Source organism: Streptomyces coeruleoprunus (genome assembly GCF_039542925.1).
Lineage (GTDB): Bacteria > Actinomycetota > Actinomycetes > Streptomycetales > Streptomycetaceae > Streptomyces > Streptomyces coeruleoprunus.
Map to the genome: position 1 here is coordinate 5,252,032 of NZ_BAABIT010000001.1, position 24,075 is coordinate 5,276,106.

Here is a 24,075-nt window from a genome sequence, read left to right on the forward strand (position 1 = left end):
ACGGCGTGAACACCCCGCCGGCGCTGATCGCCAGCGACCTCGACCGCACGCTCATCTACTCGACGGCCGCGCTCGCGCTGACGGCGCCCGACGCCGAGGCACCCCGGCTGCTGTGCGTGGAGGTCTACAACGGCAAGCCGCTGTCGTACGTGACCGAGGCGGCCGCCGCGATCCTGGAGGAACTGGCCCGCACGGCCGCGTTCATGCCGGTCACGACCCGCACGCGCGAGCAGTACCGGCGCATCCAGCTGCCGTGCCCGCCGCCCCCGTACGCGATCTGCGCGAACGGCGGCCATCTGCTGGTCGACGGCGAGTCCGACCCCGACTGGCAGACCGCCGTGGCGGCGCGTCTCGCGGACGAGTGCGCCTCGCTCGCGGAGGTGCGCGGCCATATGCTCGCCGCCGCCGACCCGGCGTGGCTGCTCAAGGAACGGGTCGCCGAGGACCTGTTCGCCTATCTCGTCGTGGAGCGGTCCCTGCTGCCCGAGGGCTGGGTCACCGACCTGGCCGCCTGGGCCGACGCCCGCGGCTGGACGGTGTCGCTCCAGGGCCGCAAGGTGTACGCCGTGCCGAAGCCGCTCACCAAGAGCGCGGCGGTACGGGAGGTGGCGCGGCGCACCGGGGCGCGTACCGTCCTCGCCGCCGGCGACTCGCTGCTCGACGCCGACCTGCTGCTCGCCGCCGACCGCGCCTGGCGGCCGGGCCACGGCGAGCTGGCGGACACCGGGTGGGCCGCGGCGAACGTCGAGGTGCTCGCGGCCCGGGGCGTCGTGGCGGGGGAGGAGATCCTGCGCCGGTTCCTCGCGGCGGCAGCCGCGGAGGGGGCGGACCCGGCCCGCCCCTGACCCGGTCGGGCTCCGGTCAGCCCCCGCAGCACCCGCCGCCACAGCAGCCGCCACCGCCGCCCCCGCCGCCGGGGGCGGCCTTGGCGGTGGCCGTGCCGCCCACGGCGACGGCGGAGAGCAGCTTCACCGTGTCGTCATGGCCGACCGGGCAGGCGGCGGGTGCGGAGGACTCCGCCATCGGGCGGCTCAGCTCGAAGGTGTCGCCGCAGGTGCGGCAGCGGTACTCGTAGCGAGGCATACGCACAGGCTAGCGACCCGGACGGGCCGGTGGATGCCGGACCGGGACTGCGGGCGTCCCGGACGGTGTCAGTGCGCGCCCCGGACGGGGACGGCACGGCATCCCGGTCGGGATGGCACGGCATTCCGGGCAGGGTCAGTGGGCGCCCCGCCCGCCGCCCCGCTCCTCGCGGATCAGCTCCACGACACGGGCGACCGCGGCCCGCACGGCCTCGGTCTCCGTCAGGAAGTGCCAGTAGTCGGGGTGCCGGCCCTCCAGCCCGTCGATCGCCCGGTCCAGGCGGCCGACGGCGTCGTCCAGGGGGCGGGCGTGCCGGGGGTCCGGCGTGTGGCGGCCCGCCATGGCCAGCCGCTGCGCGTCCCGGATGGCGAAGCGGGTCCGCTCGATCTCCTGCTGCGGGTCCTTCGACACGGCGTTCAGCCGCTGGAGCCGGTCACCTGCGGCCGACACGGCCTCGTCGGTCGCGTTGAGCAGCGCCCGTACGGTGGCCAGGAGCGCCGTCGCGTCGGCCCAGCGCTGCTCGTCGCGGGCCTGCCCGGCCTCCTTCAGCTTGTCCTCGGCCTGCCCCACGTTCCGCTCGGCCTGCGCCGGTACGGGCTGGAGGTCCTGCCAGCAGGCCGCGCTGAACCGGCGCCGCAGCTCGCTGAGCACCGGCTCGACCGAGGACGCCCGGTTGGCGAGGGCCTGCGCGCGCGTACGGAGGGACACCAGGCGCCGGTCGGTCTCGGCGGCCCGCTCGGGGAGGCGCTCGGCTTCGGCCCGTACGGCTTCGGCCTCGCGCAGGACGCGGTCGGCGCGCTGCAGGGTCTCGGGGACGCCGTGCCGGCCGGCGCCCTGGTTGAGCTTCGTCAGCTCGGGCGCGAGGGAGGCGAGCCGCGCGGCCAGGTCGTCGGCGCGCAGCCCGGAGGCGCGTACGGAGTCCAGGGCGTTGCTGGCGGCGAGCAGGGCGGCCCGGGCGCGTTCGACGGCGGGGGCGAGGCGGGCCAGCTGTGTCTCCGCCTTCTCCAGGAGCGGGGCGAGCTGCTGCTCGAACCGGTCCAGCTCGCCCTTGACCCGGTTCAGCTCGTCCTTGGCGCGGTTCAGCTCGGTGCGGGCCCGGACGGCGGCGGAGGCCTCCAGGTCCACGCGGTCCAGGTCGTAGGTGTCGACGGCGGTGATGTAGCCGTGGCTCACCTCGTCGATCCGGCGCCCGAGCGCGGCGAAGTCGTCCGCGGCGCGGAGCGCGGCCGGGGAACCGTCGACGGCGGTGATCGTCTCGATGGAGATCCGCAGCCCGCGCTGGGCGGTGTCGAGCTCGTAGAAGGCCGCGGCCGCCGCGTCCTTGGCGGCCTGGGCCTCGGCGCGCTGGCTCTCGCCGCGACCGCCGCCGAACCAGCGCCGGGGACCGCCGCCACCCGCGCCACCTCCACCGCCGGCCGCGAAGGCGGCCAGCAGCAGGGGCAGGGGCAACACCACCAGGGCGAGCACATCGTTCACGTACCGCCGCCCGCGTGTCCCCGTCACATCCCGCTCCCGTACCGTGTCCGCCCGTGCCCGGTCCATTGTCCCACCGGGTAGGGACGAACACACGGGGCTGTCAGTTCACCGCGCGCACGGTCACGTCGCCGTTCTCACTGTGCGCCTTCAGGGTGCGGGGGCTGTTCCTGTCGGTCCGCACGCCCACGTCGAGGCCGCCGTTGTCGGTGCGCGCGTCGACGGCGTACGAGACGCCGCCGGGCACCTCGACGGTGACGGCACCGTTGTCGCTGAAGCTCTCCAGGCGGTTCGGCGCGCCGGTGAGGGCGAGGCGGATGTCGCCGTTGTCGCTGCGGGCGGTCACGGCGGTGGAGGAGGCGCCCTCGACGCGGATGGTGCCGTTGTCGGTGACCAGATCCAGCGGGCCGCGGGCGTTCCGCACGCTGACGTCGCCGTTGTCGGTGGTGACCTTCAACGCCTGGGTGAAGCCGTCGGCGGTGATGTTCCCGTTGTCGTCCTTCACGGTCACGGCGAGGCCGCGGGGCACCTTGATCTCGTGCCGGGCGTCGCAGTTGCCCACGAGGCCTTCGCACTTCACGCGCAGGGTGAGCGTGCCGCCCTCCATCTTCCACACGGTCTCGGGCCCCTCCCCGATGATCACCCACCCGTCGACCTGCCGGGACACCTCGACGTCCCGGACGTCGGCCGGCACCAGCACAATGTCCGAATTGTCCGAGTCAATGGTCAGGGACTGTCCGCTCACGGGGAACGCCTTCTTCTCGACGGGCGCCGCGTCCACGTCGTTGCTCCCGCACCCCGCGACCAGAAGCACCCCGCCGACGGCGAGCAGCGAACGAACAAGAACACGGCGTGTGGCCACGAGATCCCCCAGACGAGACGTGCTGACGCCCCTCACGGTACGGACCCACCCCACCCTCCCGTGATCCGGCCGCCCACCATCCAGGGGTGGGGCTAGCCCCCGGAAACGCCCCTGATGACGGTTTGCGAACCCCACCCATGGGCCATGTACGCTGTTGCCTCACTCCACGGGTGCGTAGCTCAGGGGTAGAGCGCTGCTCTTACAAAGCAGATGTCGGCGGTTCGAAACCGTCCGCGCCCACTCGATCGGCAGTACGACGAAGGCCCAGGTCGTCCGGTGTTCTACCGGACGACCTGGGCCTTGTTCGTTCCTCCGTCGGCAGGGAGGGGGCGCTGTTCACGTGCTGCCATCCGATCGGCTCGGTCTGGATGCACTGGCGAGGCGGGGGCCTGAGCCTGGCTGTATGGAGAACACGCCCAAGGTGGTGGTGGAGCCGCCTGACAGACGGGGGCTGCGCAGGATCAGCATCGGCGGCGAGACTGTGGGAAGCGCCTGGTCGCTGCGCGGGCTACGAAGAACCCTCAAACGCCTCGGCTACCCGAAGCACATGGATGTGCATGATCGGTCATCCATGTGCTGGCGCGGAGGTGACAGCGCGACGTGGCCCGACCGTACCTGGCGGAGGCGGACCACCGGCGCCCTCCTGATCGCCGGGCTCCTGGGTTCCATGGTCCTGCTCGTCCTCATCGGCATCCCGGACGCATTTGGTGCACTGACCTTCGCGCAGAAGATCGCCGGCTGGGTATTCATTCTCTCCGGTGCGCTGGAGGGGGTTGCGGCCCTGGCGGTGCTCGACTTCTGGGGAAAGCGCCAGTCGAAGTACACGGGAGCAGTGGTTCTGCTCGGAGTGCTGATCGCCTTGGGTACGCACTCGATGCTGTGCTTTCTGTGGTTGCAGGAAAGGGAGTACACGCGCTACCTATTCGTGTACATCCCGCTCTGGTTCTGGTCCGCTTGGGCGCTCTGGCTGCTTGTCCGGGAAAAAGCATGGCGGGGAACGCCCCATCCGAAAAAGTTCGCCGCCGGAGTGGCGGCCACGGCGCTCCTCGCCACAGTCAATCTGGCCTATTCAGTCGTGTACGAACCGAGTGCCACCCCTGTTCTTTTCAAGCTCACGGTCCGCTTCGGGAAACCCGTCCTGGATCGTGACGGTCAGGTGCTTCATGTGCCGCTGACCTTCCACACAAGAAACATCGGAAAAGTTCCGGCGTACGTCATCAACAATGACTTCTCGATCTACGGGATCTCGGCGAAGCTCTCCGACGACGTCACGGGCGAACTGAAGGCGCGCAGAGAGGCCATGGTGGGGGAGGCGGACAGTGCAGAGCTCCATACCGAGGCGCCTGAATGGGAGACCATCAGTGCCGGAGTGACCGCTGACCCAGGCACCCACTTCGAGCCTGGCGAAGAGTTTTCCTATGAGAAGATCATTTCACTTCCGGCCGGTGCTGAGTATGACTCGATTGAAGCGCATCTCACCATGCAGCTGATGAGGAAGGACCGTGGAAAGATCGACGCCGAATTCTCCACCCCCCACTACTCATGGGATAAGACTGAGGGGCAATTTTGGTGTCCTCCCAAGGAGTGTGGAGAATTTGTCACTTATCGCGGCAGGCTGCGCCACAACAACAACCTTGTCAATGTGACGCGTCGGCCGGTTTATGTCAATGCCCTCTGGACAGTGGACGCTGACGACTCATATACGTACACGTTCCTGTCGTCCTCTCCAGATTTTACGCGTCCCGAGGATCCGGGTAAGGCGGAAAAGGAAAGTTCCAGGGAATCCGAGAGGTACGGCGTGTTGAGCCTCAGTGCTTATTCGACCGTGTCCTTTGCCGCCCTGCTGAACCCTCCAGCGGAGTAGTTGCCGCAATGCGATGAGGAGTCGAGGCCGCAAGCGGGACCTCGGGGGTGAGGTGCGTGCTCACTCCCGGACCGCTTAGCCTCTAGCGGGCCGCCTGGATTTGGGCGGTTCAGGGAGGGGTGTTCATGCAGCGGCGGGGAGCGGGCGGCGGGCTGAGGGTGGCCTCGTGGGTGCTGGTGCCACTCGGGCTGGTTCTGATGGTGGGGGGCATCGGGTACTTCCTCAGCGGTTACCAGGGCGTCACCGTCATGAGCGGGGCGATGGAGCCCACTTACCGCCCCGGCGAGCGGCTGGTCGTCGAGCGTATCGACGCGGGCGAGATACGCAGGGGTGATGTCGTACTCGTCCAGGTGCCCGATCGCTACCAGGGCAGACCGGTCCTGCAGCGGGTCATCGGGATGGGTGGCGATCACGTGGTGTGCGACGGCAACCGGATCACGGTGAACGGAAAGCCGGTCGACGAACCGTATGTGATGCGCGGCGAAGTGAACCCGGCAGCCGGACCGTACGACGTGCAGGTGCCGGACGGGCGGTTGTTCCTGCTGGGCGACCACCGGGGGAATTCGAACGACTCGCGGTTCTTCCTCGACGAGCAGTCGGGCAGCGTCGCGGCCTCCGCGGTGCTCGGGCGAGTGCAGAAGGGATTCACCGCGCCGGCGGTGTTGGTGGGGCTCGGGGTCCTCGGGATCGTGCTGACCCTGGTCGGGATCGGCCTGGGGATCGCGGGGTACGTGACCGGGCGGCGCGCCCGGCGGCAGCTCGCGACTGTGCCGCCGTGGCCCGTGGTCTGAGCGGTCTTGAGCATGTGGGTCGTGGTTGGCGTCAGGGCGCCCGAACCTGATCGCCGGGCCGGCCGCGCAGACCGTCCGCGCACCGATGGCAGGGCGCCGGCTCAGAGGCTCAGGGCGTCCTCCACGTTGTTCTGCCAGGCCGTTACCGATGCTTCCGGGGAGACGTTCAGGCCCGGGGTGGGGGCCGTGGCCGGGGTCTGGTCGCGGGATGTGGCGGTGTCCATGGTCATCGCTATGGAGTCGACCGTTTTGCTCTTGCCGGTTTTGACGCCGCCCATCAGGCCCGCGTACGCCGACTCGCCCGGGTTGAGGGTGATGGGCGTTCCGGGGTGGGTTTCCTCGCGGTGTTCGGCCTGGCCGTCCAGGTCGCCGAAGGTGACGATCGGGTAGTGCAGGGCGTTGCAGGGCTTGCCCGTCTTGTTGGTGATCTTCAGGAGGTACGAGCTGGTCGTGGGCTCCGCCAGAGTCGCCGTGAACGTCACGTCGGCCGTCGTGCACGGGAAGACGTCCGCGATGACGGTCGGAGAGGGGGGCGGCGGCGCGTCCGCCGACGGGGATGACGACGGGGATGGCTTCGATGGAGCAGGGGCGGGCTTCGGCGGGGCCGTCGTCGGAGCCGGTGCGGCCGGTGTCTGCGTGGGGCCCGGCGCCGTCGGGTCCTTCGGGCCGCAGGCCGTCAGGGCCAGGGCCAGGACCGACGTGGCCCAGAAGGCCAGGGCCGTTCCACGGTGGGTGTTCTTGAACGGCACGGTGATCCCCCCAAGTGGTGTGCTTCGACGTGTGCAGTCGATGCTCGCCTCGCGTTTTCACGGTTTCGTGACGGTGGTTCGGCGGGTTCACCACGAAGGGGGGACGGGGGCCCCTCGCTAGGCGTTGGGGCGCTTGCCGTGGTTGGCCTTCTTGCCCTTGCGGGCCCGGCGCTTGTTGCCTCGCTTCGACATGGCGTACATCTCCCTCAGGTGGAGCTTTTCGGCCAGTGTCAGCTTAGGTGGGGGTGCGCCGGTACGCATCAGGGGCGGAGCCGGCCGGATTCGAACCGGCGTCCTCCCTGATTATGGGTCGGGGCGCGACGACCTCTGCGCTACGACTCCGCCTTGATCAAGATGGTACGACGGTACTGGCTGCCGTCCCGCGTACGGGTGAGCAGGCCGCCCGTCACCAGGTAGCGGCGCAGCGCCGACGTGTCGTCGTGGACCGTCAACAGCGCCTCGTTGACCTCGCGCTCGCTGTAGACGCGGTCGGGTGCGAACAGCGTCTCCGAGAGGTGCGTGAGGAGTTGCTCGCGGCGGGCCTGCTTGCGGGGGATGGTGGTGAGGCGGCCGTCCGCCGAGAAGAGTGAGCCCACGTCGTGCCGTGCGCCTGGTGTGGTCGTGTCGGACATGGGCGCCAGCCTCGCAAGGCGGTGCGGTGCGGGCAACGGGTTTTCGCCCGCCGCCCGCACCCCCGCACCCGTGTCACAGTGCCCAGTACGGCCCCGACGCCGCCCGGTGCAGCAGCCGCACCGGCCGCTTGTCGGGCGTCGTCGCGCGCACCTGGAACCGCAGGTGCCGGCCGGCCGGCACATCGGCGGTGCACGTGAACTGGTGGCCGCCGCCCCCGCGCACCCGTACCGGCATGAACGCCGACGGGTTCTGCCCCTTCGTGTCCGTCAGGTAGAAGCGGCCCTCGACCACCGCCTCGTCCGGCGTCTCCGGGGCCAGCAGCAGGTGCACCAGCGTGTGATGGCGGCGCGGGCCCGTGTGGAGCACCGCGTCGTCGAAGGCGAGGCCGACCCACTGGCCCGAGGCGAGGTCGACGTCACGGTCGTTGGACTCGGCGAGCATCATCGGCATGGGGTCCTCCTCGGGCGGGGTCGTGGGGCTGGTCTGGCCGCTCGCGCGGGCCACGATGCCCGGGAAGACGACCTTGCGGAACTGGGTCACCCGCGCGTCCCCCGGGCACGCCGTGCCTCCCTGCGACCAGGCGGAGTACAGACGGTGGTAGCCGTAGCCCGGGTCGTCGTGCGCACGGCAGATCCGCAGCGGGATGCCGTGCCGCTGGTGGAGCCAGACGCCGACCCGGATCAACTTCTCGACCTGCGCGTTCGTCCACGGATCCGTGTGCTTCAGGTTCGACGCCGTCTCGATGGACACCGCGCCCGTGCCGTCCGGTCGGCGGTTCGCCCCGTAGTTGGCGTCGGCACGCGTCTCCGTGCCGATGTACTGGGCCAGATCGCCCTCGTAACCGAGCCCGAAATGGGACTCCAGGTTCGACGAGTCCCGCCAGTACTCGTAGATGCGGCGGGCGGTCCACGGTGCGGCGATGCTGTGCAGGATGAACTGGGTCGGCCGGATCGCCGGCTGACCGTCCGACTCCGGTTGTAACTCCATGCGCGTAGCGCCCGGATACCAGGCCATGCGTCTCCCTCCTGGGGGGCTTCTCCTGCGCGGGGCGTGACGTGGCCCCTGTGAAAGGCGGGCAACTGAAGGTCAGTTGCCCGGGACGGGCGATCCTCACGCCAGGCGGCGAGGAGTTGCCATCCTCGGCCGTGGGGGTTTCCCGGCCGGCCGGTGGACCTCAGCGTGACCAGCCGCCCGACTCCGGCGCGTACCCGTACTCCCGGTCTGCCCCGTAACCGCTCGTCCGGAACGGATTTCCCCGGTCGTCGATCCGCAGCGTCCCGTGCCGCTCCCCGCTGCTCCACTCCGCCTCCAGGTACCAGTCGCAGTCGCAGCGCTTCGCCGACGCCTCGACCCGCAGCACCAGGGGGTCCCCCTCCGACACCCGGTACGGGAGCCTCGTCACGGGCAGCGGCCGCTCCCCGTCGAACCCCTCCACCGGACGCGCCAGCGGGCGGGCCGCGTCCAGGTCCACGGCGTACGACGCCGGGGTGATCATCCCGCCGCAGCCGTTGCTCATCGCGTACACCGGCCACATCAGCGGCGCCCGCCGCGCCACCACCCGGACGGACAGCCGCTCCACCACCACCGCGCCGCCGGGCGGTGCGGTCACCGTCGCCCGCACGATCGTCGACCCCGCGTGCACCGCGCCGAGCGCGCCCGCCCACTGCCGCGCGTCCTGCTCCAGGGGCGGCGGCGGTACGGAACCGGGGTTGCGGTCCACCAGATAGCGGTGGTCGCAGCCGTTGGCCCACACATGGGAGTCGGCGTTCCACAGGGGCGGCCGCACGGCCGGGGCGGACGAGCCCGAGCCCGTCGAGGGCGGCGCCGTACGGGAGGGGGAGTCTGACGGAGGGGTGGGTGTGGGGGCGTCTTTCGTGCTCGTCCCGGCGCTCGGTGCCCCTCCGGCCGAGGGGACGGCGCCTGCCCGTGGGCTTGCGGGTGCGCCGGGGCCGCCGCCCGACGCCAGGTCCACCGCGACCACGGCGCCCGTGAGGACCGCCGCCGCCGCTGCGGCGGCCAGCGTCCAGCGGAGCCGTCCGGGGCGGTCCGGCCGGTTTTCGGAGTGGGCCGGGGTCAGTGGCTCCGCTTCGGGCGAGGGCTCCGGCCGCGGCGGCGTCTCCTCCGGCGGGGCTGCCGCGTCCTGGGCCGAGGACGGTTCGGGCTCCGCCGGTGCGGGCGACGCCGCCTCCGCCGCTTCCGGCTCCGGCTCCGCCACCGGTGCCTGCGCCGCCCGTGTGCGTGCCGCCTCCGCCAGGACCCACTCGCGGTGCAGGTCCAGCAGTTCCTGGCGCTCGGCGCGGGCCAGCCGGGCCAGGCGCTCCACCAACGCGTAGTCCGGCGGCACGGTCTCGCCCAGGCAGTAGCGGTGCAGCGTCGACCTGCCGACGTGGAGCCGCTGGGCCAGGGCGCCGTAGCTGAGGCCCGTGCGGTCCTTCAACTTCCGCAGGTGCTCCGCGAACGCCTCGACGTCGCCCTCGACCGGACCGCCCATTCCCCAAAGCCCCCGTTCAGCTGTTCCGCCGTCCCGCCGCCCGTCCCGGGCGGTTGACGTTTCCCCAGGCCAGGGTACGCGCCACCGTCCCGCTGTCCCGTTCCGTACAGCGGTTGTTGTGGGCCGGCGACCGGCGTGCCGACGCTGTTCCCACCGAACGAACACGAAACGGGGATCCATTCATGAAGCTCAGCAAGCAGACCCTCCTGACGGCCGCGCTCACCGGTGCCCTCGTGGCGCCCCTCGCCACGGGTGCCTCCGCCTCCGCCTCCTCGGGCACCGCCGAGGCCCGTGCCGCCGTGGCCGCGCCCGGCTTCCTCGCGCCCCGCGACCTTCCGCCCGCCACCGGGACGGTCTGGTCGGCCGGCAAGGTGACGAAGGGGCTCCCGGACGTGCGGGTCTTCTGCCTGGACAAGGTCCTGCCCGGCAAGGGCGCCACCTGGCACCGGCAGTTCGGCACGGACCTCGACACCTGGGCGGTCCAGGTGTCGGTGACGGCGCCGAGCGCGAGCGCCGCGGCCAAGCTCGCCGCGGACGCCGAGAAGGCCGCGGCCAACTGCGCCGCCGACTGGCTGCGCCGTACGCCCGGCGGCACCGCGTCGTGGCAGGACTACGGCAAGCTCAAGGTGGAGGAGGGGGCGCACGTGTACGGGGTCCACACCGGCGTTCCGGACTCGGAGCACGGTGTGCACCTCTTCGGCATCGGCCGCGACGGACGCACCGTCACCGTCGTCAAGTGGGCCCAGATGGGCACCCTCGAACACGCCCCGGTGGCGGCGTTCAAGAAGACGACGGTGACGGCCGTGAACAAGCTCCACTAGGGTCGCCCGCGGGCGTTGCGCACGAGGGGAGGGGACGGCCGTGGCACGGACCGCGCATCACCTCACCTTGGCGCACCGCACGATGTCCCTCGACGACCCTGCGCCGGGCGCGGCCCTGGCCACGGTCGTGCTGTACGACCTCCGGTACAGCGCCCGCAGCCTGGCCGAGGCCCGCCGCGCGTCGCGCCGGGCGCGGCCGCAGCGCGTGCGGCGGCGGGTCGCCGTCCACCGGCTCGCCCGGTACGGCCACGATCCGTCCGTCGGGCGCTGGGCGACCGAGTCGGAGCGGCGGGCGCGGCAGCGGCTCAGGTCGCGGGTGCGGGCCCTCCAGCGGCTGGTCGACTCCTGCGACGGGCGGCTCGACCCGGGCGCGGCCGACGCGGTCGACGTACCGCCGGCGCATCACCGGCACGCGGCGCTCTGGTGGGCCTGACGGCCGTGGAGTGACCTGACGACCGCCGCTGCGCTCCGGAGCGCACCCCGAGGGCCTGCGTGTACGCCTTCCGTCAGGTGTGTCGTCTCGTCAGACTGCTGACGGGACGACAGGGTCCGAGGCGGGGCGAGGGGGTGGTACGGGTGGCTCGCACGCAACCGACGTGCGGAGCGCTCACGGCGCAGGGGCGGCTTTGCAGGAGGCTCGCCATGGTGGGCTCCTCCCGGTGCAACCTCCACCGGGGGGACTGGGCGACGTACACCGTGCCCTGGATGGGGCCGGACCCGGGGGAGGGGACCGGGTACGGGCGCGGACCCGGTGCCGTCGTCGTGGCGCCTCCACCGGACCTGCCCTGAGACGCGGGCACGGGGTCTGCCTTGAGGCGCGGGCGCGTGGCCCGTCCTGGGACGTGGCACCGCGTCCGCCTTGAGGCGCGGGCACGGGGTCTGCCTTGAGGCGCGGGCGCGTGGCCCGTCCTGGGACGTGGCACCGCGTCCGCCTTGAGGCGCGGGCACGGGGTCTGCCTTGAGGCGCGGGCACGGGGCCCGTCCTGAGACTCAGGCGCCGGATCCGTCCTGAGGCGCGGGGTATCGGGGCTCGGGGCGGCCTGGCGCCGGACCCGGCGCCCGATCCCTGCCGCCGCGCGACACTGGGGGTATGTGCCGCAGCATCAAGACCCTCCGCCCGCCCGTCCTCCCCGAGAAGGCCACCGAGGAGGACATCCACGCCGCCGCCCTGCAGTACGTCCGCAAGGTCTCCGGGTTCCGCGTGCCCGCCGCGCACAACCGCGAGGTGTTCGAACGGGCCGTCGCGGAGGTCGCCGAGGCCACCCGGCGGCTGCTCGACGACCTGGAGGTGCGGGGCGCCGGTGCGGCTAGGAAGCCGGCGACGGTGCGGGAGCCGGCCGGCGCATGACGTACGCGGCGAGGCTGCCCGCCAGGAACAGGGCCAGCACCGACACGGCCGCGCTGAACCACGTGGCGCCCAGCCACTGCCCGCCGAAGTAGCCCAGGCCGACGCTGTACGAGGCCCAGGCCACGCCCGCCAGGGCGGACCAGGGCAGGAAGTCCCGCGCCCTGCGGCGTGCCGCGCCCGCGCCGAGCGACACCACCGAGCGCCCCGCGGGGGCGAACCGGGCGATGACGACGAGCGCGCCGCCGCCCCGTGCCAGGGCCGTGCCGAGACGTTCCTGCGCCGTGGTGAGGCGGCGGGAGCGGGCGATGGCCCGGTCCAGGCGGGCGCCGCCGCGCCAGGCCAGCCGGTAGGCGACCAGGTCGCCGAGGACCGAGGCGGACGCGGCGCACAGGGCGAGGGTGACGAGGGAGACACCGCTCCCGGCGGTGGCGGCGGTCGCCGCCGTCGCGGCCGTGATCACCAGCACCCCGCTGGGGAGCACCGGCAGGAACACGTCCAGGAGGACGGAGACGGCCACGGCGGCATAGACCCACGGGCTGTCGGCCAGCCACGCCACGCTCTGAAGCACCATGTCTCCCCGGATCACCCCTAAGAACGGCGAACAGCGTACGCCCAGGGAGGCCGTCCGGGGATCAAAAGCCCGGGGGACGGAAAAGGAGGGCGTGAGGCCGGTGACCTCACGCCCTCCTCGGGGCTTCGCGACCGGGCGGTGCGCCGCGTTACGCCGTGACCGCCGCGCCGCTGCGCGCGCCCTCCGTCGCCCGCGACCGGGACTTGAACAGGCCGTCCACCGCCAGCGCGCCCGGGCCGGTGAAGACCAGGAGCAGCAGCGCCCAGCAGTACAGCGCCGCGGCCTCGCCGCCGTTCTCCATCGGGAACAGCGCCTGCGGCTGGTGCATCTTGAAGTACGCGTACGCCATGGCGCCGGACGAGATGAACGCGGCGGTCCGGGTGCCGAGGCCCACCAGGATGAGCGCACCGCCGACGAGCTCGATCACGGCCGCGTACCAGAACGGCCAGACGCCCGAGGGAACCGTGCCGCCGTTGCCGTCGGCGCCGCCGAGGACACCGAACAGCTTCGCGGCGCCGTGCGAGAGGAACAGCAGGCCTATGACGACCCGGAAGAGTCCGAGGGCGTACGGCTGACTCTGCTGCAGACGCGCGGTGATTCCGGACATGGGGGGCTCCATTCGGGCTGGGGACAGGTCCGAGGGCTCCCACGTTAGGCGGACCTAACGAATACTTGCAAGTTCAACATTCGGTCGTGTCGTGCCCGCCCCGGCGGCTCGCCCGCCGGGGCGCCGGGTGGTCCGCAGGGCGGCCCTCGCGACGGCGTCGGCGTCGGAGAGAGTCACGGAGTCGACCCCCGGGCGGGCGCCCGCCGCGGTCACCCAGTGCACCCCCTCGGTGGGCACGCCGAAGGCGAACCGCCTTGAATGGCCTACGCCTTGACGATCCATCAGGTGATAGGGGCGCGGGGTCACGTCGAGTCCGCCGGTGTCGTACCCGTCCGGTGCGTGGGTCCTGCACGCACCGGTCCTGAGCAGGTACGCGAGCAGTTCGTCGGCGGTGCGGCGCAGGTCCGGGCACGGCAGCCGCGCCTCCATGAGCGTGGTCACCGTCACGGCGGAACCCGGCACCTCCGGCGATTCGGCGACGAAGGCGCCCTTCTCCGCCCGTACGGCCAGTCGTGGGCCGATCACGTCCAGTACGCCGGCCTCGATCAGCGCGGCCATCTCCTCGATGCGGCGGCGGGGCGGGCCGATCGACAGGAACGCGTTCAGTGGCGTGTACCACCGGTCCAGATGATCGCGGCGCGACGCGCCCGGCAGCCCCGCGTGGTCGACGATCAGCCGCACCTCGTTGCGGATGTCGCGCAGCACGTCCAGTGCCGCCTTGAGCGGTCCCGTCACGTTTCCCAGGGCCGCCTCGGCCGCGTCCTCGCGCAGCCGGGCCAGCAGCCAGGCCCGGTGCCCGGCGGGCGAGCGGAACGTTTCCCCTGCTGAGGGCCGGGTGAGGCGGTCCCAGGACCAGCGGTCCCGGGACGGGACGCCGTACGCGTCGAGGACGGCGTCGCCCGGCTCGTCGCCGAGGAAGCGGGCGCGGAAACCGGCCGTCTCCCCGCCCCGGCGGCGCAGCAGCGCCTCGTAGTAGACCGTCTCGACCTCTCGTCCCACCAGTGGCCAGATCTCGCCCATGAAATCCGGCGGATCACCCGCCTCGGCCCGCTTCCTGAAGCCCTCGACCACATCAGCCGTCAGCAGCAGCGGCTCGTGCCGCGCCGACGCGCCCTTCTCGTTGTCGCCGCGCGCCTGGTACGGGACGCCGCGCCGCGACCCCGCGTACAGCCGCGGCTCCCGGCCCGACGGGCGGTACACCACGCGCCCGCCCTCGCGCACGAACCGCCCGCCCCGGCCCTCCGTGAACAGCGCCATGTGGTCGAAGAACGTCAGGCCGAGGCCCCGCAGCAGCACCGGCTCGCCCGGCGCGACCGGTGTGAGGTCGAGGTCGGCGGGGTTCGCGGGCGGCAGGTACCGCAGCCCGTGCCGCTCCGCGTGCGCGGTCAGCCGCGCCTCCTCCGCGTCGGGCGCCGCCGGCACATGGCCCTGCGCGAGGACGACCGCGCTCAGCCCGCCGATGACGGTGCCGTCCTCCAGGGTCAGCCGCTGCGGGGGACGGTCGCCGGGCGCCTCGAGGACAGCCGGTACGGGCCCGGCCTCGTCCTCCAGGCGTACGGCACGCGCGCGGTGGACCCGGACGGTCACCTCCGGCGGCGCCTCGCGGACCGTCCTGGCGAACGCCCACTCCAGGTAGCGGCCGTAGTCCGCGCGGGTCGGGTAGTCGTCGGGCCCGATCCCGTACGAGCGCGACGCGGCCCACTCGTAGAGGCTCGGACCCGGGCGTATCGGGCCCTCGCAGCGCACGCTCTCGTCGGTGAAGACCGTCACCTGGCACGCGACCGTGTTCATCAGCAGCCCGTCCGGCTGGTCCGTGCGCCAGACCCGGCCGGGACCGGGCGGGCAGGGATCGACGACATGGACGGTCAGGGGTGCCCCAGGAGCCAGTTCCGGGACGGAGGCACACAGTCTCTCCAGCACCGACGTGCCGCGGGGACCTGCACCGACCAGGGCTATGGCGTGGGGAACTGAGGACAAGACGCGGACTCCCGGGCGTGGGGGGCTGGGGCGGAAGCTGATGGTCCGGCTCATCATGCCGTTCCCGCCCCGGGAGGCGAAGCCCCGGGCGGAACCTCAGGGTCCGGTATGCGTCCATGTCCGCTCATGTACGGTCACCAGCCCGTCGGGACCGCCGCGCCGCGCCTGTTCGAGCAGCAGCCGCGCCGAACGCCCGTGCAGCGCGAGCGTCATGAGCTGGTTGCCGAACCACGGCCCGCCCGTCCTGCGCCAGTCCGGCCCCGGCGCCGCCACGCGCCCGTGCCGGGCCAGCGCGCGGCCCAGGCGCCGCCCGGCGCGGCTCCAGCCGAAGCGGAAGCCGAGCCGCAGGACGTACGGGATGCGCTGGTGCACCGGCGAGCAGGTGAGCTGCGCCAGCCGCGCCGCCCCGGGCGGCTGCGCCTCCGGCTCGGCCACGTACGCGTGGTGGACGTCCCCGGACAGTACGGACACGGTCGCCGGACCGGCCGCACCCGCAGGCCCTCCCGGCCGCCCCGTCGCCCCCGGCCCTCCCGCGCCTGAACCCGCCGCGTCCCTCAGCAGCTCCGTCAGCCACGCGAACGACTCCGGGAACGCCGCCCAGTGCTCCAAGTCCGACGCGCGGCGCAGCACTTCGCCCCAGCGGGCCCAGCGGCCACCCCGCTCGCCCCGGCAGAGTGCCGCGCTCCAGGTCTCCGCGTCGTGCACGAGCGGCGGCAGGAGCCACGGCAGCGAGCTGCCGATCAGCAGGTGGTCCACCTCCGGGAGCCCGTCGAGGACCTGTTCGCGCACCCAGCGCGCGTCCTCCTCGCCGAGCATGGCCCGCTTGCCCTCGTCGAGCACGCGGCCCGCCCGGGTGTCGACCATCACCAGCCGCGTACGGCCCAGGTCCACGCGGTAGCTCCAGCGGATGCGCGCGGGGTCGGCGTCCGCGTCGGCGGCGAACCGGCGCAGGACCTCCGTCCCGTCCGGCACGGCGCGCACGGCCGCGTACAGCGGGTCGGTCGCCAGCTCGGCGGGGGAGAGGTTGCCCAGGTGCTGGTACACCCAGTACGACATCAGCCCGCTGTGCAGCCGCTCGCGCCACCACGCCGTGCCGCGCATCTCCGCGAGCCAGGAGGCGCTGGTGTTCCAGTCGTCGATCACGTCGTGGTCGTCGAAGACCATGAGGCTGGGCACGGTGGACAGGAGCCAGCGCACCTCGGGGTCCAGCCACGACTCGTGGTAGAGCCGGGTGTACTCCTCGTAGTCCCCGACCTGCGCCCCCGGCGGCTCGGCGAGGTCGCGCCGGCCGGCCAGCCAGCGACGGGTCGCCGTGGACGGCTTGTCCGCGTACACCTGGTCGCCGAGCAGGAGCAGCACGTCGGGGCGTACGGCCCCGGGGTCGGCCGCCAGCCGCGCGGCGAGCGCGCCGAGCGCGTCCGGCCCGGCGGGTCTCCTGCCCTCCGCGCCCGTCGCCGCCCAGCGGCACGAGCCGAACGTCACGCGCGGACCCGGGCCGTCGGGGGCGGGCGCGGTGATGGTGCTCGCGGGGAAGGGCGAGTCCGCGAGCGGCCACACGCGCCGGCCGTCGAGCAGCACCTCGTACGTGGTGGTCGTGCCCGGCGTGAGCCCCGTGACCGGGACGAGCGCGTAGTGGTGACCCGCGACGGCGAACGTACGGGCCCTGCCGCCGGCCCCGTCGGCGCACCGCACCTCGGCGGTGCGCGGCCCGCCGGTCTCGACCCATATCGTCGCCCGGCCGCCGGCCGGCCAGTCGACGTGCCGCAGCAGCGGCCCCAGCACCAGTCCGCCGCCCATGGCGTCCCCCCTCCGTCGCCCCGCCCGTACGGTACGGGACCCCTGCGGTACGGAACGCCGCAGGGGTGGACGCCGGTTCCGCCGGGGCGGCCGCCAAGGGGCGGCCCCGCGGCGGGACTTGGCTCAGCAGGCGTTGAGGACGGACTGCAGCGCGCTCTTCTCCGCCGAGTCCACCGACAGGTTCCAGGAGTGCTTCACGTGCACCCACATGCGGGCGTACGTGCAGCGGTACGCGGTGCGCGGCGGCAGCCACTCGGCCGGGTCCTGGTCGCCCTTGGCCTGGTTGACGTTGTCCGTGACGGCGATGAGCTGGGGCCGCGTCAGGTCGTTGGCGAAGGACCGGCGCTGGGTGGTGGTCCAGGAGCTGGCGCCGGAGCGCCAGGCCTCGGCGAGCGGGACGACGTGGTCGATGTCGAGGTCGGACGCCACGGTCCAGGTGGCGCCGTCGTACGGGGAGTACCAGCTGCCGCTGACGGCGGCGCAGTTGGCGTCCTGGACGACGTTCACGCCGTCGCGCTCCAGGACGACCTCACGGGTGTTGCAGGTGTCGTACTGCGTGATCCAGTGCGGGAAGAGGTCCCGGCTGTAGCCGCTGGAGGAACCTTCCGCCCGGACCGTGAGCTGACTCAGGTACGTACGGGCGGTGGCGGCGCTGACCGGGGTCGGCGGGGCGGCCTGGGCGGCCGGGGCGGTGACCAGCAGGCCGGTCACCGCGAGGGCGGCGGTGGAGGCGAACACCGCGAGGCGGCGCAGCGTTCGACGCGCGTAGACACGAGACATGCGAACTCCTGGGAGACGTGGGGGTCCTGGCCGCGTCGCCGCTGGGGCGACCCGGCCATCGTGGTGGCGCCAGGTGTCCTGGGGATGGGCGCCGGGTAACAGCCTGACGACATGAGCACGTCACATCAAGACCCGTGTCGTGGACGTGACACAGCGCCAGGCGCCTCCGGTCGACCTGGGAGTGTCCGGCGGATCACGCCGACATCGTTGGGCGGTGCCCTTCGAGTGCTGGTGAGCGGGGTCTGGTGCGTGCGGCTGCAAGGCGGAGGAGGGAGGGATGGCGGAGCCATCGCGACCGACGACAACGCCGCTGGGGGTCCCCCTGCCCGTCAGGGCTTGGGGGAGGGCGTGCCAGACTCCGCGGCCCAGGCGTGATCCGCCGGACACGACCTAGGGTTGGCGTGTGCTGCTGCCGGTCGACCTCACTTTCGGTGCCGTCCTCGCGGTCCTGCTGGCCGTCGCGGCCGCCGTCGCCGCCCTCGCCCGGCTGCGCCCGGCGCGCGAGATCGTCACCGCCGGCCTGCGGGCGGCGGTCCAGCTCGCCGCCGTCTCGCTGGTGATCGGCTGGGTCGTCGGCGCCGTACCGCTGCTCCTGCTCTTCCTGCTGCTGATGTACGCCGTGGCGGCCCGCACCGCCGGGCGGCGCATCACCCGCAACGGCACCTGGTGGTGGGCCGCCGTGCCCATCGCCGCGGGGGTCGCCCCGGTCGTCGCCGCCCTGCTGGCCACCGGCCTGGTGCCGGTGCGGGGCATCACGCTGATCCCCGTCACCGGCATCCTCATCGGCGGCGCCCTCACCGCCACGGTGCTCGGCGGCCGCCGCGCCCTGGACGAGCTGGCCACGCGCCACGGCGAGGTCGAGGCGGGCCTCGCGATCGGACTGCCCGACCGGGACGCCCGGCTGGAGGTGGCCCGGCGGGCCGCGGCGGACGCCCTGCTGCCGGGCCTCGACCAGACCAGGACCGTGGGACTCGTCACACTCCCGGGCGCCTTCGTGGGCATGCTGCTGGGCGGGGCGTCACCCTTGCTCGCGGGGGCCGTGCAGCTGTTCGTGCTGGTCGGGCTGATGGCGGTGCAGGGCGTGGCGGTGGCCGTGGTGCTGGAGCTGGTGACCCGCGGGCGGCTCCACCGGGACGGCGGCGACGGGGCGGGGCCGCGTACCGGCGGGTGACGTCACGTACCCTGGACGGAGCAGAAGGGGAGTAGCTCTTCGCCGGACCGTCGACATACTGCTGGGCCCTGTGCCCGGCCGGCGCCCGGAGGCGGAGTCCGCCAGGACCCGCCAGCGAGACCTTCGGCAACAGCAGAGTCCATGTATCCATGGCCCTGCCGTGCCGAAGCGACCCCTGGAACGCATGAGCCACGGTCTCTCGGCCCGGCGGAGCCCGACCGATCGAGGAATCCCATCCCGTGCTCAGCCTGACGACCTTGGCGATCACCTTCGGTGTCGTCTTCCTCGCCGAACTCCCCGACAAGACCGCCCTCGCCGGCCTGATGCTGGGCACCCGCTACCGCGCGTCCTACGTCTTCGCCGGTGTCGCCGCGGCGTTCCTCGTCCATGTGGCGCTCGCCGTGGCCGCCGGCAGCGTGCTGACCCTGCTGCCGCACCGCCTCGTGCAGGCGTTCGTCGGCGTGCTGTTCCTCGCGGGCGCGGCCATGCTCCTGATGAAGAAGGGCGACGGCCACGACGAGGCCGTCAAGGCGCCCGCCGACCAGTCGTTCTGGAAGGTCTCCGGGGCGGGCTTCATGCTGATCCTGGTCGCCGAGTTCGGCGACCTGACCCAGATCATGACCGCGAACCTGGCCGCGCGCTACGACGACCCGCTGTCCGTCGGGCTCGGCGCGGTGCTCGCCCTGTGGGCCGTCGCCGGGATCGGCATCCTGGGCGGGCGGACGCTGATGAAGTACGTGCCGCTGCGGTTCATCACGCGGGTGGCGGCCTGTCTGATGCTGGCCCTCGCCGGATTCAGCCTGTACGAGGCGCTGGCCGGCTGATCCGTGGCCTTACGCGGTGACGTGGAGGCGGACCGTCCCGTCGGCGGCCGCCTCCACGCGTATCCGCGTCAGGTCCGGTACGTGCACGTCCGGCGCGAACGCCGCCGCGCGCGGGCCCACGCCCACCACGCGCATCCCGGCGGCCCGGCCGGCCGCGATGCCCGCCTCGGAGTCCTCGAACACCACGCAGTCCTCCGGGGCGAAGCCCAGCTCGGCCGCGCCCTTCAGGAAGCCCTCGGGGTCCGGCTTGCCGGCGCTCACGCACTCCGCCGTCACGCGCACCCCCGGCACCGGCAGCCCGGCGGCGCCCAGCCGGGCCAGTGCCAGGGCCTCGTCGGCCGAGGTGACCAGGGCGTGCGGGAGGGCGGCGAGCGCCGCCATGAACGCGGGGGCACCGGCCACCGGGACGACGCCGTCGAGGTCGGCGGTCTCCTCGGCGAGCATCGCGCGGTTGTCCGCGAGGTTCTGCTCCATGGGGCGGTCCGGCAGGAGGGCGGCCATCGTCGCGTAGCCCTGCCGGCCGTGCACGACCTTCAGCGCCTCCTCCGGGTCGAGCCCGTGGCGCACGGCCCAGCGGCGCCAGCAGCGCTCCACCACCGCGTCGGAGTCGACGAGCGTGCCGTCCATGTCGAGGAGCAGGGCCCTCGTGGTCAGGGCGGCGGAGGCGGAAGCGGCGACCTGCATGGGCACTCTCCTGGGCAGGGGGAAGTACGAAGCGGCCCGCCCGCCGGTCAGGGAGTACGGGCGGGACCACTTTGTTCCCGCACTGTACAAAACAAAGGGCGCGCGGCGCCAGTCGCCGGAGCTATGGGGCTTATAGGTGATATGCCGAGCTGATCGAGGGGTCCGGGTCAGCGGCCGGACGTCTCGGCCTCCAGGGACGTCCGCGTCGCCGGGCCGTACACGCCCCGCGGGTCGCCGCTGATGCCGCGCCGCTCCTGGTAGGCGGCCACCGCCCGCTCGACGTTGTTGTCGTACTGCCCGTGCAGCGGCCCGCTGTACAGTCCCAGCTCCCGCAGTCGGTGCTGGAGGTCCCTGACCGCCTGGCTCCGGTCGCCGCGGCTCAGGCTCGTGCCGTCCGTCGTGGGCTCCTGCGTGGGGACGCCGCGCGTGGACTCCGTGCCGCTGTCCGGTCGCCCTGCCTGGGTGGGCAGCGCCTCGGGCGCCTCGGAGAGTGAGGCGGACGGCGACTCCGACCCCTGGGAGGCGGACGAGCCGGACGCGGACGGCGATGCGAGGTCCGTGGCGGACACGGACGCGCTCGCCTCCTCGGAGGGCGTCGCGACACTGCTCGGCCAGGGCGCGCCGCTCACGGAGGGCTCCGGGGCCAGCCGGTCCGCCGGCTCGTCGTCGTCGAACAGCCCGCCGGCGAACGCCGCCGTGCCGATCACGGCCACGACCGCCGCGGCCACCGCGATGGCGGCCGCCGGCCGGCGCGAGGCCGGGCGGCGTCCGTCGCCGGGCCCGTGCGGGTGTCCGTGGTCGGGTGTGACGTCCGGCGGGGCGGCGGACACCGCGGCCCGGACGTCCGGCAGGGAGAGCGACAAGGTCGACTCGACGTCCCCCTCCGCGCCGTACGCACCGGTGCCGGACAGGTCGGCGGGCGGAGCCTGCGGCGGGACCGGGCCCGCCTGCGCCTCCGGGGGCAGGGGGCCGGCCACGGGCTGCTCCGGCCGCGGGGCGTGCGGCGCCCCGCCCGCCGGCGAGCCCGCCCCCTCGTGCGGCGCCAGGGCCACGTACGGGCGTATCCGCAGCGGCTCGAATCCGCCCGCGGGTGACGCGGCTGCCCCCGTCACCGTCCCGGCGCAGGCACAGCCCGCACCGTACGGAGGTGCGGGTGTACCGCACTGCGGGCACACGTTTCCGGCCACTTGGGTCCCTCCCCTTGCCATCCCGCCCCCGTGAACTGGCAGCGATTATGCAGGCCACGGGTGACGTTCCCAACAGCTCGAACCGTGCTCAGCAGGCCATATCCGACCAGACCACCCACGATGGAGTGGGAATCAGCGAGGGAGGCGCCCATGACGCAGCACGTGCGCGGTTCGGCCACGACTCCCGGGCCGCGGCCGGGGCCGGGCGAAGGGCACGGGCGGCGTGCCGTCCTCGTGCCGATCGGCGCCCTGCTCCTCGGCATGCTGCTGGCCGCGCTGGACCAGACGATCGTCTCCACCGCCCTGCCGACCATCGTCAGCGAGCTGGGCGGCATGGACCATCTGTCGTGGGTCGTCACCGCGTACATGCTCGCGTCGACCGCCGCGACCCCCCTCTGGGGCAAGCTCGGCGACCAGTACGGCCGCAAAAAGCTCTTCCAGGCCGCCGTCGTGCTCTTCCTGATCGGCTCCGCGCTGTGCGGCATCGCGCAGGACATGCCGCAGCTCATCGCGTTCCGCGCGGTGCAGGGCCTGGGCGGCGGCGGGCTCATCGTGCTGTCGATGGCGATCGTCGGCGACCTCGTGCCGCCCCGGGACCGCGGCAGGTACCAGGGCGTGTTCGGCGCGGTCTTCGGCGCCACGAGCGTGCTGGGCCCCCTGCTGGGCGGGCTGTTCACCGAGCACCTGACCTGGCGCTGGGTCTTCTACGTCAACCTGCCCATCGGCGTCGTCGCCCTGTTCGTGATCGCCGCGGCGCTGCACCTGCCGGCCCACGGCACCCGCCACCGCATCGACTACCTCGGCACGTTCCTCATCGCCTCGGTCGCCACCTGTCTCGTCCTCGTGGCGTCCCTCGGCGGCACCACCTGGCCCTGGGACTCGGCGGGGATCATCGGCCTGGCGGTCCTCGGGGCCGTGCTGCTCGTGTGGTTCGTGTACGTGGAGGGGCGGGCGGCCGAGCCCGTGCTGCCGCTGAAGCTGTTCCGGATCCGCACCTTCTCGCTCGTCTCCGTCATCAGCTTCGTCATCGGCTTCGCGATGTTCGGCGCCATGACGTACCTGCCGACGTTCCTCCAGGTGGTCCAGGGCGTGTCCCCGACCATGTCCGGGGTGCACATGCTGCCGATGGTGCTCGGCATGCTGCTCACCTCCACCGCGTCCGGCCAGATCGTCAGCCGCACCGGCCGCTGGAAGGTCTTCCCCGTCGCGGGCACCGCCGTCACCGTCATCGGGCTGCTCCTGCTGCACCGCATGGAGCGGGACAGCGGCACGTGGGAGATGAGCGCCTACTTCTTCGTCTTCGGCGCCGGTCTCGGCCTCGTCATGCAGGTGCTGGTGCTCGTCGCCCAGAACGCGGTGTCGTACCAGGACCTGGGCGTCGCCACCTCCGGCGCCACGTTCTTCCGGTCGATCGGCGCGTCCTTCGGCGTGGCCGTCTTCGGCACGATCTTCACCAACCGGCTCACCGGCAAGCTCGCCGAGGCGCTCGCCGGGCAGGACGTTCCGCCCGGGGCCGACGCCCACGCCCTGGCGGCCGATCCGCGCGCCATCGCCGAGCTGCCCGCCGCGCTGCGCCCGGCCGCGCTGACCGCGTACGCCACGTCCATCACGGACGTCTTCCTGTACGCCTCGCCGATCGTCGTCCTGGCCTTCGTCGTCGCCTGGTTCCTGAGGGAGGACCGGCTGCGCGGCTCGGTCACCGCGCCCGAGCCCAGCGAGACCCTGGCCTCCAACCCGGTCCACCGCTCCTCGTACGACGAGTGCGCCCGCGCCCTGTCCGTGCTCGGCTCCCGGGAGGGCCGCAAGGCGGTCTACGAGCGGATCACCCAGCGGGCCGGCCTCGACCTGCTGCCCGCCTCCAGCTGGCTGCTGCTGCGCATCCGCCGGCACGGGGCGGTGGAGCCGGGGCGGCTGGCCGACACCACGCCCGTACCGCTCAGGGCGATCACCGAGGCGTCCCGCCAGGTCGAGGAGCGGGGCCTGGCCCGCCGCGAGGGCCTGCAGCTGATGCTCACCGACCGGGGCGTCGAGGCGGCCGGCCGGCTCGCCCACGCCCGCGAGGAGTCCCTGGCGGAACTGCTCGGCGACTGGTGGGGGCCGGACCGGCCGACGGACCTGATCAAGCTCGTCGAGGAGCTGACCGCCGAGCTGAGCGGCTCGGACCGGGAACGCCCCATGCCCGAGCCGCCCCGCGACCACCACGCGTAGGGGGTTCGGGGCGGCTGCTCTGCCCCCCGAACCTCCCGCTCCTCAGACGCCGGAGGGGCTGAATCTCGGCCCGTCCGGCGTTCGAGGACAAGAGCCGAAGGGGCGATACGGGGGTCCGGGGCCGGAGCCCCCGGCTTCGGGAAGGGGCGGGGTG

At 73.1% G+C, this 24,075-nt stretch carries 24 protein-coding genes and 2 tRNA genes; 10 read left to right on the forward strand and 16 right to left on the reverse strand.

Features of this window, described 5'->3' with window-relative positions:
• The first annotated feature begins 5 nt into the window (after window positions 1-5).
• The gene (locus tag ABEB09_RS23450) at window positions 6-845 is read left to right on the forward strand and encodes an HAD family hydrolase (protein ID WP_345691879.1); all 840 of its coding nucleotides are present in this window, start codon (window positions 6-8) and stop codon (window positions 843-845) included.
• Window positions 846-861: 16 nt separating this feature from the next.
• On the opposite strand, the gene ABEB09_RS23455 is transcribed toward ABEB09_RS23450, so the two are convergent.
• The 3 genes from ABEB09_RS23455 to ABEB09_RS23465 all read right to left on the reverse strand — a co-directional run bounded on the left by ABEB09_RS23455 (window position 862) and on the right by ABEB09_RS23465 (window position 3,418).
• Entirely contained in the window at window positions 862-1,083 is a 222-nt protein-coding gene (locus ABEB09_RS23455; RefSeq protein WP_345691880.1) for an FmdB family zinc ribbon protein, read from the reverse strand.
• Window positions 1,084-1,218: 135 nt separating this feature from the next.
• On the reverse strand, window positions 1,219-2,625 hold the full coding sequence (locus ABEB09_RS23460; protein WP_380840808.1) for a coiled-coil domain-containing protein: 1,407 nt from the start codon (window positions 2,623-2,625) through the stop codon (window positions 1,219-1,221).
• A 34-nt stretch (window positions 2,626-2,659) separates the two neighbouring features.
• Window positions 2,660-3,418: a DUF4097 family beta strand repeat-containing protein gene (locus tag ABEB09_RS23465; protein ID WP_345691882.1), complete on the reverse strand. Its 759-nt coding sequence runs from the start codon at window positions 3,416-3,418 to the stop codon at window positions 2,660-2,662.
• A gap of 168 nt (window positions 3,419-3,586) precedes the next feature.
• On the opposite strand from ABEB09_RS23465, the gene ABEB09_RS23470 reads away from it, so the two are divergent.
• The 3 genes from ABEB09_RS23470 (at window position 3,587) to lepB (ending at window position 6,073) form a co-directional block, all read left to right on the forward strand.
• Window positions 3,587-3,658, forward strand: a tRNA-Val gene (locus ABEB09_RS23470).
• A 163-nt stretch (window positions 3,659-3,821) separates the two neighbouring features.
• A complete protein-coding gene (locus ABEB09_RS23475; protein WP_345691883.1) occupies window positions 3,822-5,282 on the forward strand; it encodes a DUF308 domain-containing protein in 1,461 nt (486 codons plus the stop codon).
• Window positions 5,283-5,407: 125 nt separating this feature from the next.
• Complete coding sequence (lepB, locus tag ABEB09_RS23480) at window positions 5,408-6,073, forward strand: signal peptidase I (protein WP_345694058.1); 666 nt, start codon at window positions 5,408-5,410, stop codon at window positions 6,071-6,073.
• A gap of 101 nt (window positions 6,074-6,174) precedes the next feature.
• Here the strand turns inward: lepB and ABEB09_RS23485 are convergent, their stop codons facing one another.
• The 6 genes from ABEB09_RS23485 to ABEB09_RS23505 all read right to left on the reverse strand — a co-directional run bounded on the left by ABEB09_RS23485 (window position 6,175) and on the right by ABEB09_RS23505 (window position 9,946).
• The gene (locus ABEB09_RS23485; protein ID WP_345691884.1) at window positions 6,175-6,822 is read right to left on the reverse strand and encodes a DUF4232 domain-containing protein; all 648 of its coding nucleotides are present in this window, start codon (window positions 6,820-6,822) and stop codon (window positions 6,175-6,177) included.
• A 117-nt stretch (window positions 6,823-6,939) separates the two neighbouring features.
• On the reverse strand, window positions 6,940-7,014 hold the full coding sequence (locus ABEB09_RS35020; RefSeq protein WP_099048249.1) for a 50S ribosomal protein bL37: 75 nt from the start codon (window positions 7,012-7,014) through the stop codon (window positions 6,940-6,942).
• A gap of 75 nt (window positions 7,015-7,089) precedes the next feature.
• Window positions 7,090-7,164: transfer RNA gene (locus tag ABEB09_RS23490), tRNA-Met, on the reverse strand.
• A complete protein-coding gene (locus ABEB09_RS23495; RefSeq protein ID WP_345691885.1) occupies window positions 7,155-7,454 on the reverse strand; it encodes a DUF2087 domain-containing protein in 300 nt (99 codons plus the stop codon). The genes ABEB09_RS23490 and ABEB09_RS23495 overlap by 10 nt, the downstream gene beginning before the upstream one ends.
• Before the next feature lie 73 nt (window positions 7,455-7,527).
• A complete protein-coding gene (locus tag ABEB09_RS23500) occupies window positions 7,528-8,442 on the reverse strand; it encodes a peptidoglycan recognition protein family protein (protein ID WP_345691886.1) in 915 nt (304 codons plus the stop codon).
• Window positions 8,443-8,629: 187 nt separating this feature from the next.
• On the reverse strand, window positions 8,630-9,946 hold the full coding sequence (locus ABEB09_RS23505) for a helix-turn-helix domain-containing protein (protein WP_345691887.1): 1,317 nt from the start codon (window positions 9,944-9,946) through the stop codon (window positions 8,630-8,632).
• A 182-nt stretch (window positions 9,947-10,128) separates the two neighbouring features.
• Between ABEB09_RS23505 and ABEB09_RS23510 the strand changes: the two genes are divergently transcribed.
• The 3 genes from ABEB09_RS23510 to ABEB09_RS23520 all read left to right on the forward strand — a co-directional run bounded on the left by ABEB09_RS23510 (window position 10,129) and on the right by ABEB09_RS23520 (window position 12,115).
• Window positions 10,129-10,767 (forward strand): hypothetical protein, encoded by a 639-nt coding sequence (locus tag ABEB09_RS23510; protein ID WP_345691888.1) that lies wholly within the window; start codon window positions 10,129-10,131, stop codon window positions 10,765-10,767.
• Between the two features lie 40 nt (window positions 10,768-10,807).
• On the forward strand, window positions 10,808-11,200 hold the full coding sequence (locus tag ABEB09_RS23515) for a hypothetical protein (protein ID WP_345691889.1): 393 nt from the start codon (window positions 10,808-10,810) through the stop codon (window positions 11,198-11,200).
• A gap of 657 nt (window positions 11,201-11,857) precedes the next feature.
• Entirely contained in the window at window positions 11,858-12,115 is a 258-nt protein-coding gene (locus ABEB09_RS23520) for a DUF2277 domain-containing protein (protein WP_345691890.1), read from the forward strand.
• On the opposite strand, the gene ABEB09_RS23525 is transcribed toward ABEB09_RS23520, so the two are convergent.
• From ABEB09_RS23525 to ABEB09_RS23545, 5 genes are all read right to left on the reverse strand, one after another.
• Complete coding sequence (locus tag ABEB09_RS23525) at window positions 12,075-12,683, reverse strand: DedA family protein (protein WP_345694059.1); 609 nt, start codon at window positions 12,681-12,683, stop codon at window positions 12,075-12,077. The genes ABEB09_RS23520 and ABEB09_RS23525 overlap by 41 nt on opposite strands.
• Window positions 12,684-12,834: 151 nt before the next feature.
• Window positions 12,835-13,284, reverse strand: coding sequence for a DoxX family protein (locus ABEB09_RS23530; RefSeq protein WP_345694060.1), 450 nt, complete (start codon window positions 13,282-13,284; stop codon window positions 12,835-12,837).
• A gap of 63 nt (window positions 13,285-13,347) precedes the next feature.
• Complete coding sequence (locus ABEB09_RS23535) at window positions 13,348-15,324, reverse strand: FAD/NAD(P)-binding protein (RefSeq protein ID WP_345691891.1); 1,977 nt, start codon at window positions 15,322-15,324, stop codon at window positions 13,348-13,350.
• A gap of 42 nt (window positions 15,325-15,366) precedes the next feature.
• Window positions 15,367-17,067 carry an alkaline phosphatase D family protein gene (locus ABEB09_RS23540; RefSeq protein WP_345691892.1) on the reverse strand — a complete coding sequence of 567 codons (1,701 nt, stop codon included), beginning with the start codon at window positions 17,065-17,067 and terminating at the stop codon, window positions 15,367-15,369.
• Window positions 17,068-17,190: 123 nt separating this feature from the next.
• Window positions 17,191-17,847, reverse strand: a complete 657-nt coding sequence (locus tag ABEB09_RS23545) for an HNH endonuclease family protein (RefSeq protein ID WP_345691893.1) — start codon at window positions 17,845-17,847, stop codon at window positions 17,191-17,193.
• Window positions 17,848-18,250: 403 nt separating this feature from the next.
• On the opposite strand from ABEB09_RS23545, the gene ABEB09_RS23550 reads away from it, so the two are divergent.
• Window positions 18,251-19,018 (forward strand): ABC transporter permease, encoded by a 768-nt coding sequence (locus ABEB09_RS23550; protein WP_345691894.1) that lies wholly within the window; start codon window positions 18,251-18,253, stop codon window positions 19,016-19,018.
• A 239-nt stretch (window positions 19,019-19,257) separates the two neighbouring features.
• On the forward strand, window positions 19,258-19,842 hold the full coding sequence (locus tag ABEB09_RS23555; RefSeq protein WP_345691895.1) for a TMEM165/GDT1 family protein: 585 nt from the start codon (window positions 19,258-19,260) through the stop codon (window positions 19,840-19,842).
• A 9-nt stretch (window positions 19,843-19,851) separates the two neighbouring features.
• On the opposite strand, the gene ABEB09_RS23560 is transcribed toward ABEB09_RS23555, so the two are convergent.
• Together ABEB09_RS23560 and ABEB09_RS23565 are read right to left on the reverse strand one after the other, a co-directional pair.
• Window positions 19,852-20,526, reverse strand: coding sequence for an HAD-IA family hydrolase (locus ABEB09_RS23560; protein WP_345691896.1), 675 nt, complete (start codon window positions 20,524-20,526; stop codon window positions 19,852-19,854).
• A gap of 167 nt (window positions 20,527-20,693) precedes the next feature.
• Window positions 20,694-21,638, reverse strand: a complete 945-nt coding sequence (locus ABEB09_RS23565) for a peptidoglycan-binding protein (protein ID WP_345691897.1) — start codon at window positions 21,636-21,638, stop codon at window positions 20,694-20,696.
• 225 nt (window positions 21,639-21,863) lie between these two features.
• Here ABEB09_RS23565 and ABEB09_RS23570 point away from each other — a divergent pair, with 225 nt between their 5' ends.
• Window positions 21,864-23,921 carry an MDR family MFS transporter gene (locus tag ABEB09_RS23570; protein WP_345691898.1) on the forward strand — a complete coding sequence of 686 codons (2,058 nt, stop codon included), beginning with the start codon at window positions 21,864-21,866 and terminating at the stop codon, window positions 23,919-23,921.
• Window positions 23,922-24,075: the final 154 nt, after the last annotated feature.

Coding starts and splice junctions, on each gene's coding strand:
- ABEB09_RS23560 (WP_345691896.1), bottom strand. CDS start 20,526: ATGCAGGTCGCCGCTTCCGCCTCCGCCGCCCTGACCACGAGGGCCCTG.
- ABEB09_RS23475 (WP_345691883.1), top strand. CDS start 3,822: ATGGAGAACACGCCCAAGGTGGTGGTGGAGCCGCCTGACAGACGGGGG.
- ABEB09_RS23545 (WP_345691893.1), bottom strand. CDS start 17,847: ATGTCTCGTGTCTACGCGCGTCGAACGCTGCGCCGCCTCGCGGTGTTC.
- ABEB09_RS23535 (WP_345691891.1), bottom strand. CDS start 15,324: ATGAGCCGGACCATCAGCTTCCGCCCCAGCCCCCCACGCCCGGGAGTC.
- ABEB09_RS23540 (WP_345691892.1), bottom strand. CDS start 17,067: ATGGGCGGCGGACTGGTGCTGGGGCCGCTGCTGCGGCACGTCGACTGG.
- ABEB09_RS23495 (WP_345691885.1), bottom strand. CDS start 7,454: ATGTCCGACACGACCACACCAGGCGCACGGCACGACGTGGGCTCACTC.
- ABEB09_RS23520 (WP_345691890.1), top strand. CDS start 11,858: ATGTGCCGCAGCATCAAGACCCTCCGCCCGCCCGTCCTCCCCGAGAAG.
- ABEB09_RS23505 (WP_345691887.1), bottom strand. CDS start 9,946: ATGGGCGGTCCGGTCGAGGGCGACGTCGAGGCGTTCGCGGAGCACCTG.
- ABEB09_RS23460 (WP_380840808.1), bottom strand. CDS start 2,625: ATGGACCGGGCACGGGCGGACACGGTACGGGAGCGGGATGTGACGGGG.
- ABEB09_RS23570 (WP_345691898.1), top strand. CDS start 21,864: ATGACGCAGCACGTGCGCGGTTCGGCCACGACTCCCGGGCCGCGGCCG.
- ABEB09_RS23500 (WP_345691886.1), bottom strand. CDS start 8,442: ATGGAGTTACAACCGGAGTCGGACGGTCAGCCGGCGATCCGGCCGACC.
- lepB (WP_345694058.1), top strand. CDS start 5,408: ATGCAGCGGCGGGGAGCGGGCGGCGGGCTGAGGGTGGCCTCGTGGGTG.
- ABEB09_RS23455 (WP_345691880.1), bottom strand. CDS start 1,083: ATGCCTCGCTACGAGTACCGCTGCCGCACCTGCGGCGACACCTTCGAG.
- ABEB09_RS23510 (WP_345691888.1), top strand. CDS start 10,129: ATGAAGCTCAGCAAGCAGACCCTCCTGACGGCCGCGCTCACCGGTGCC.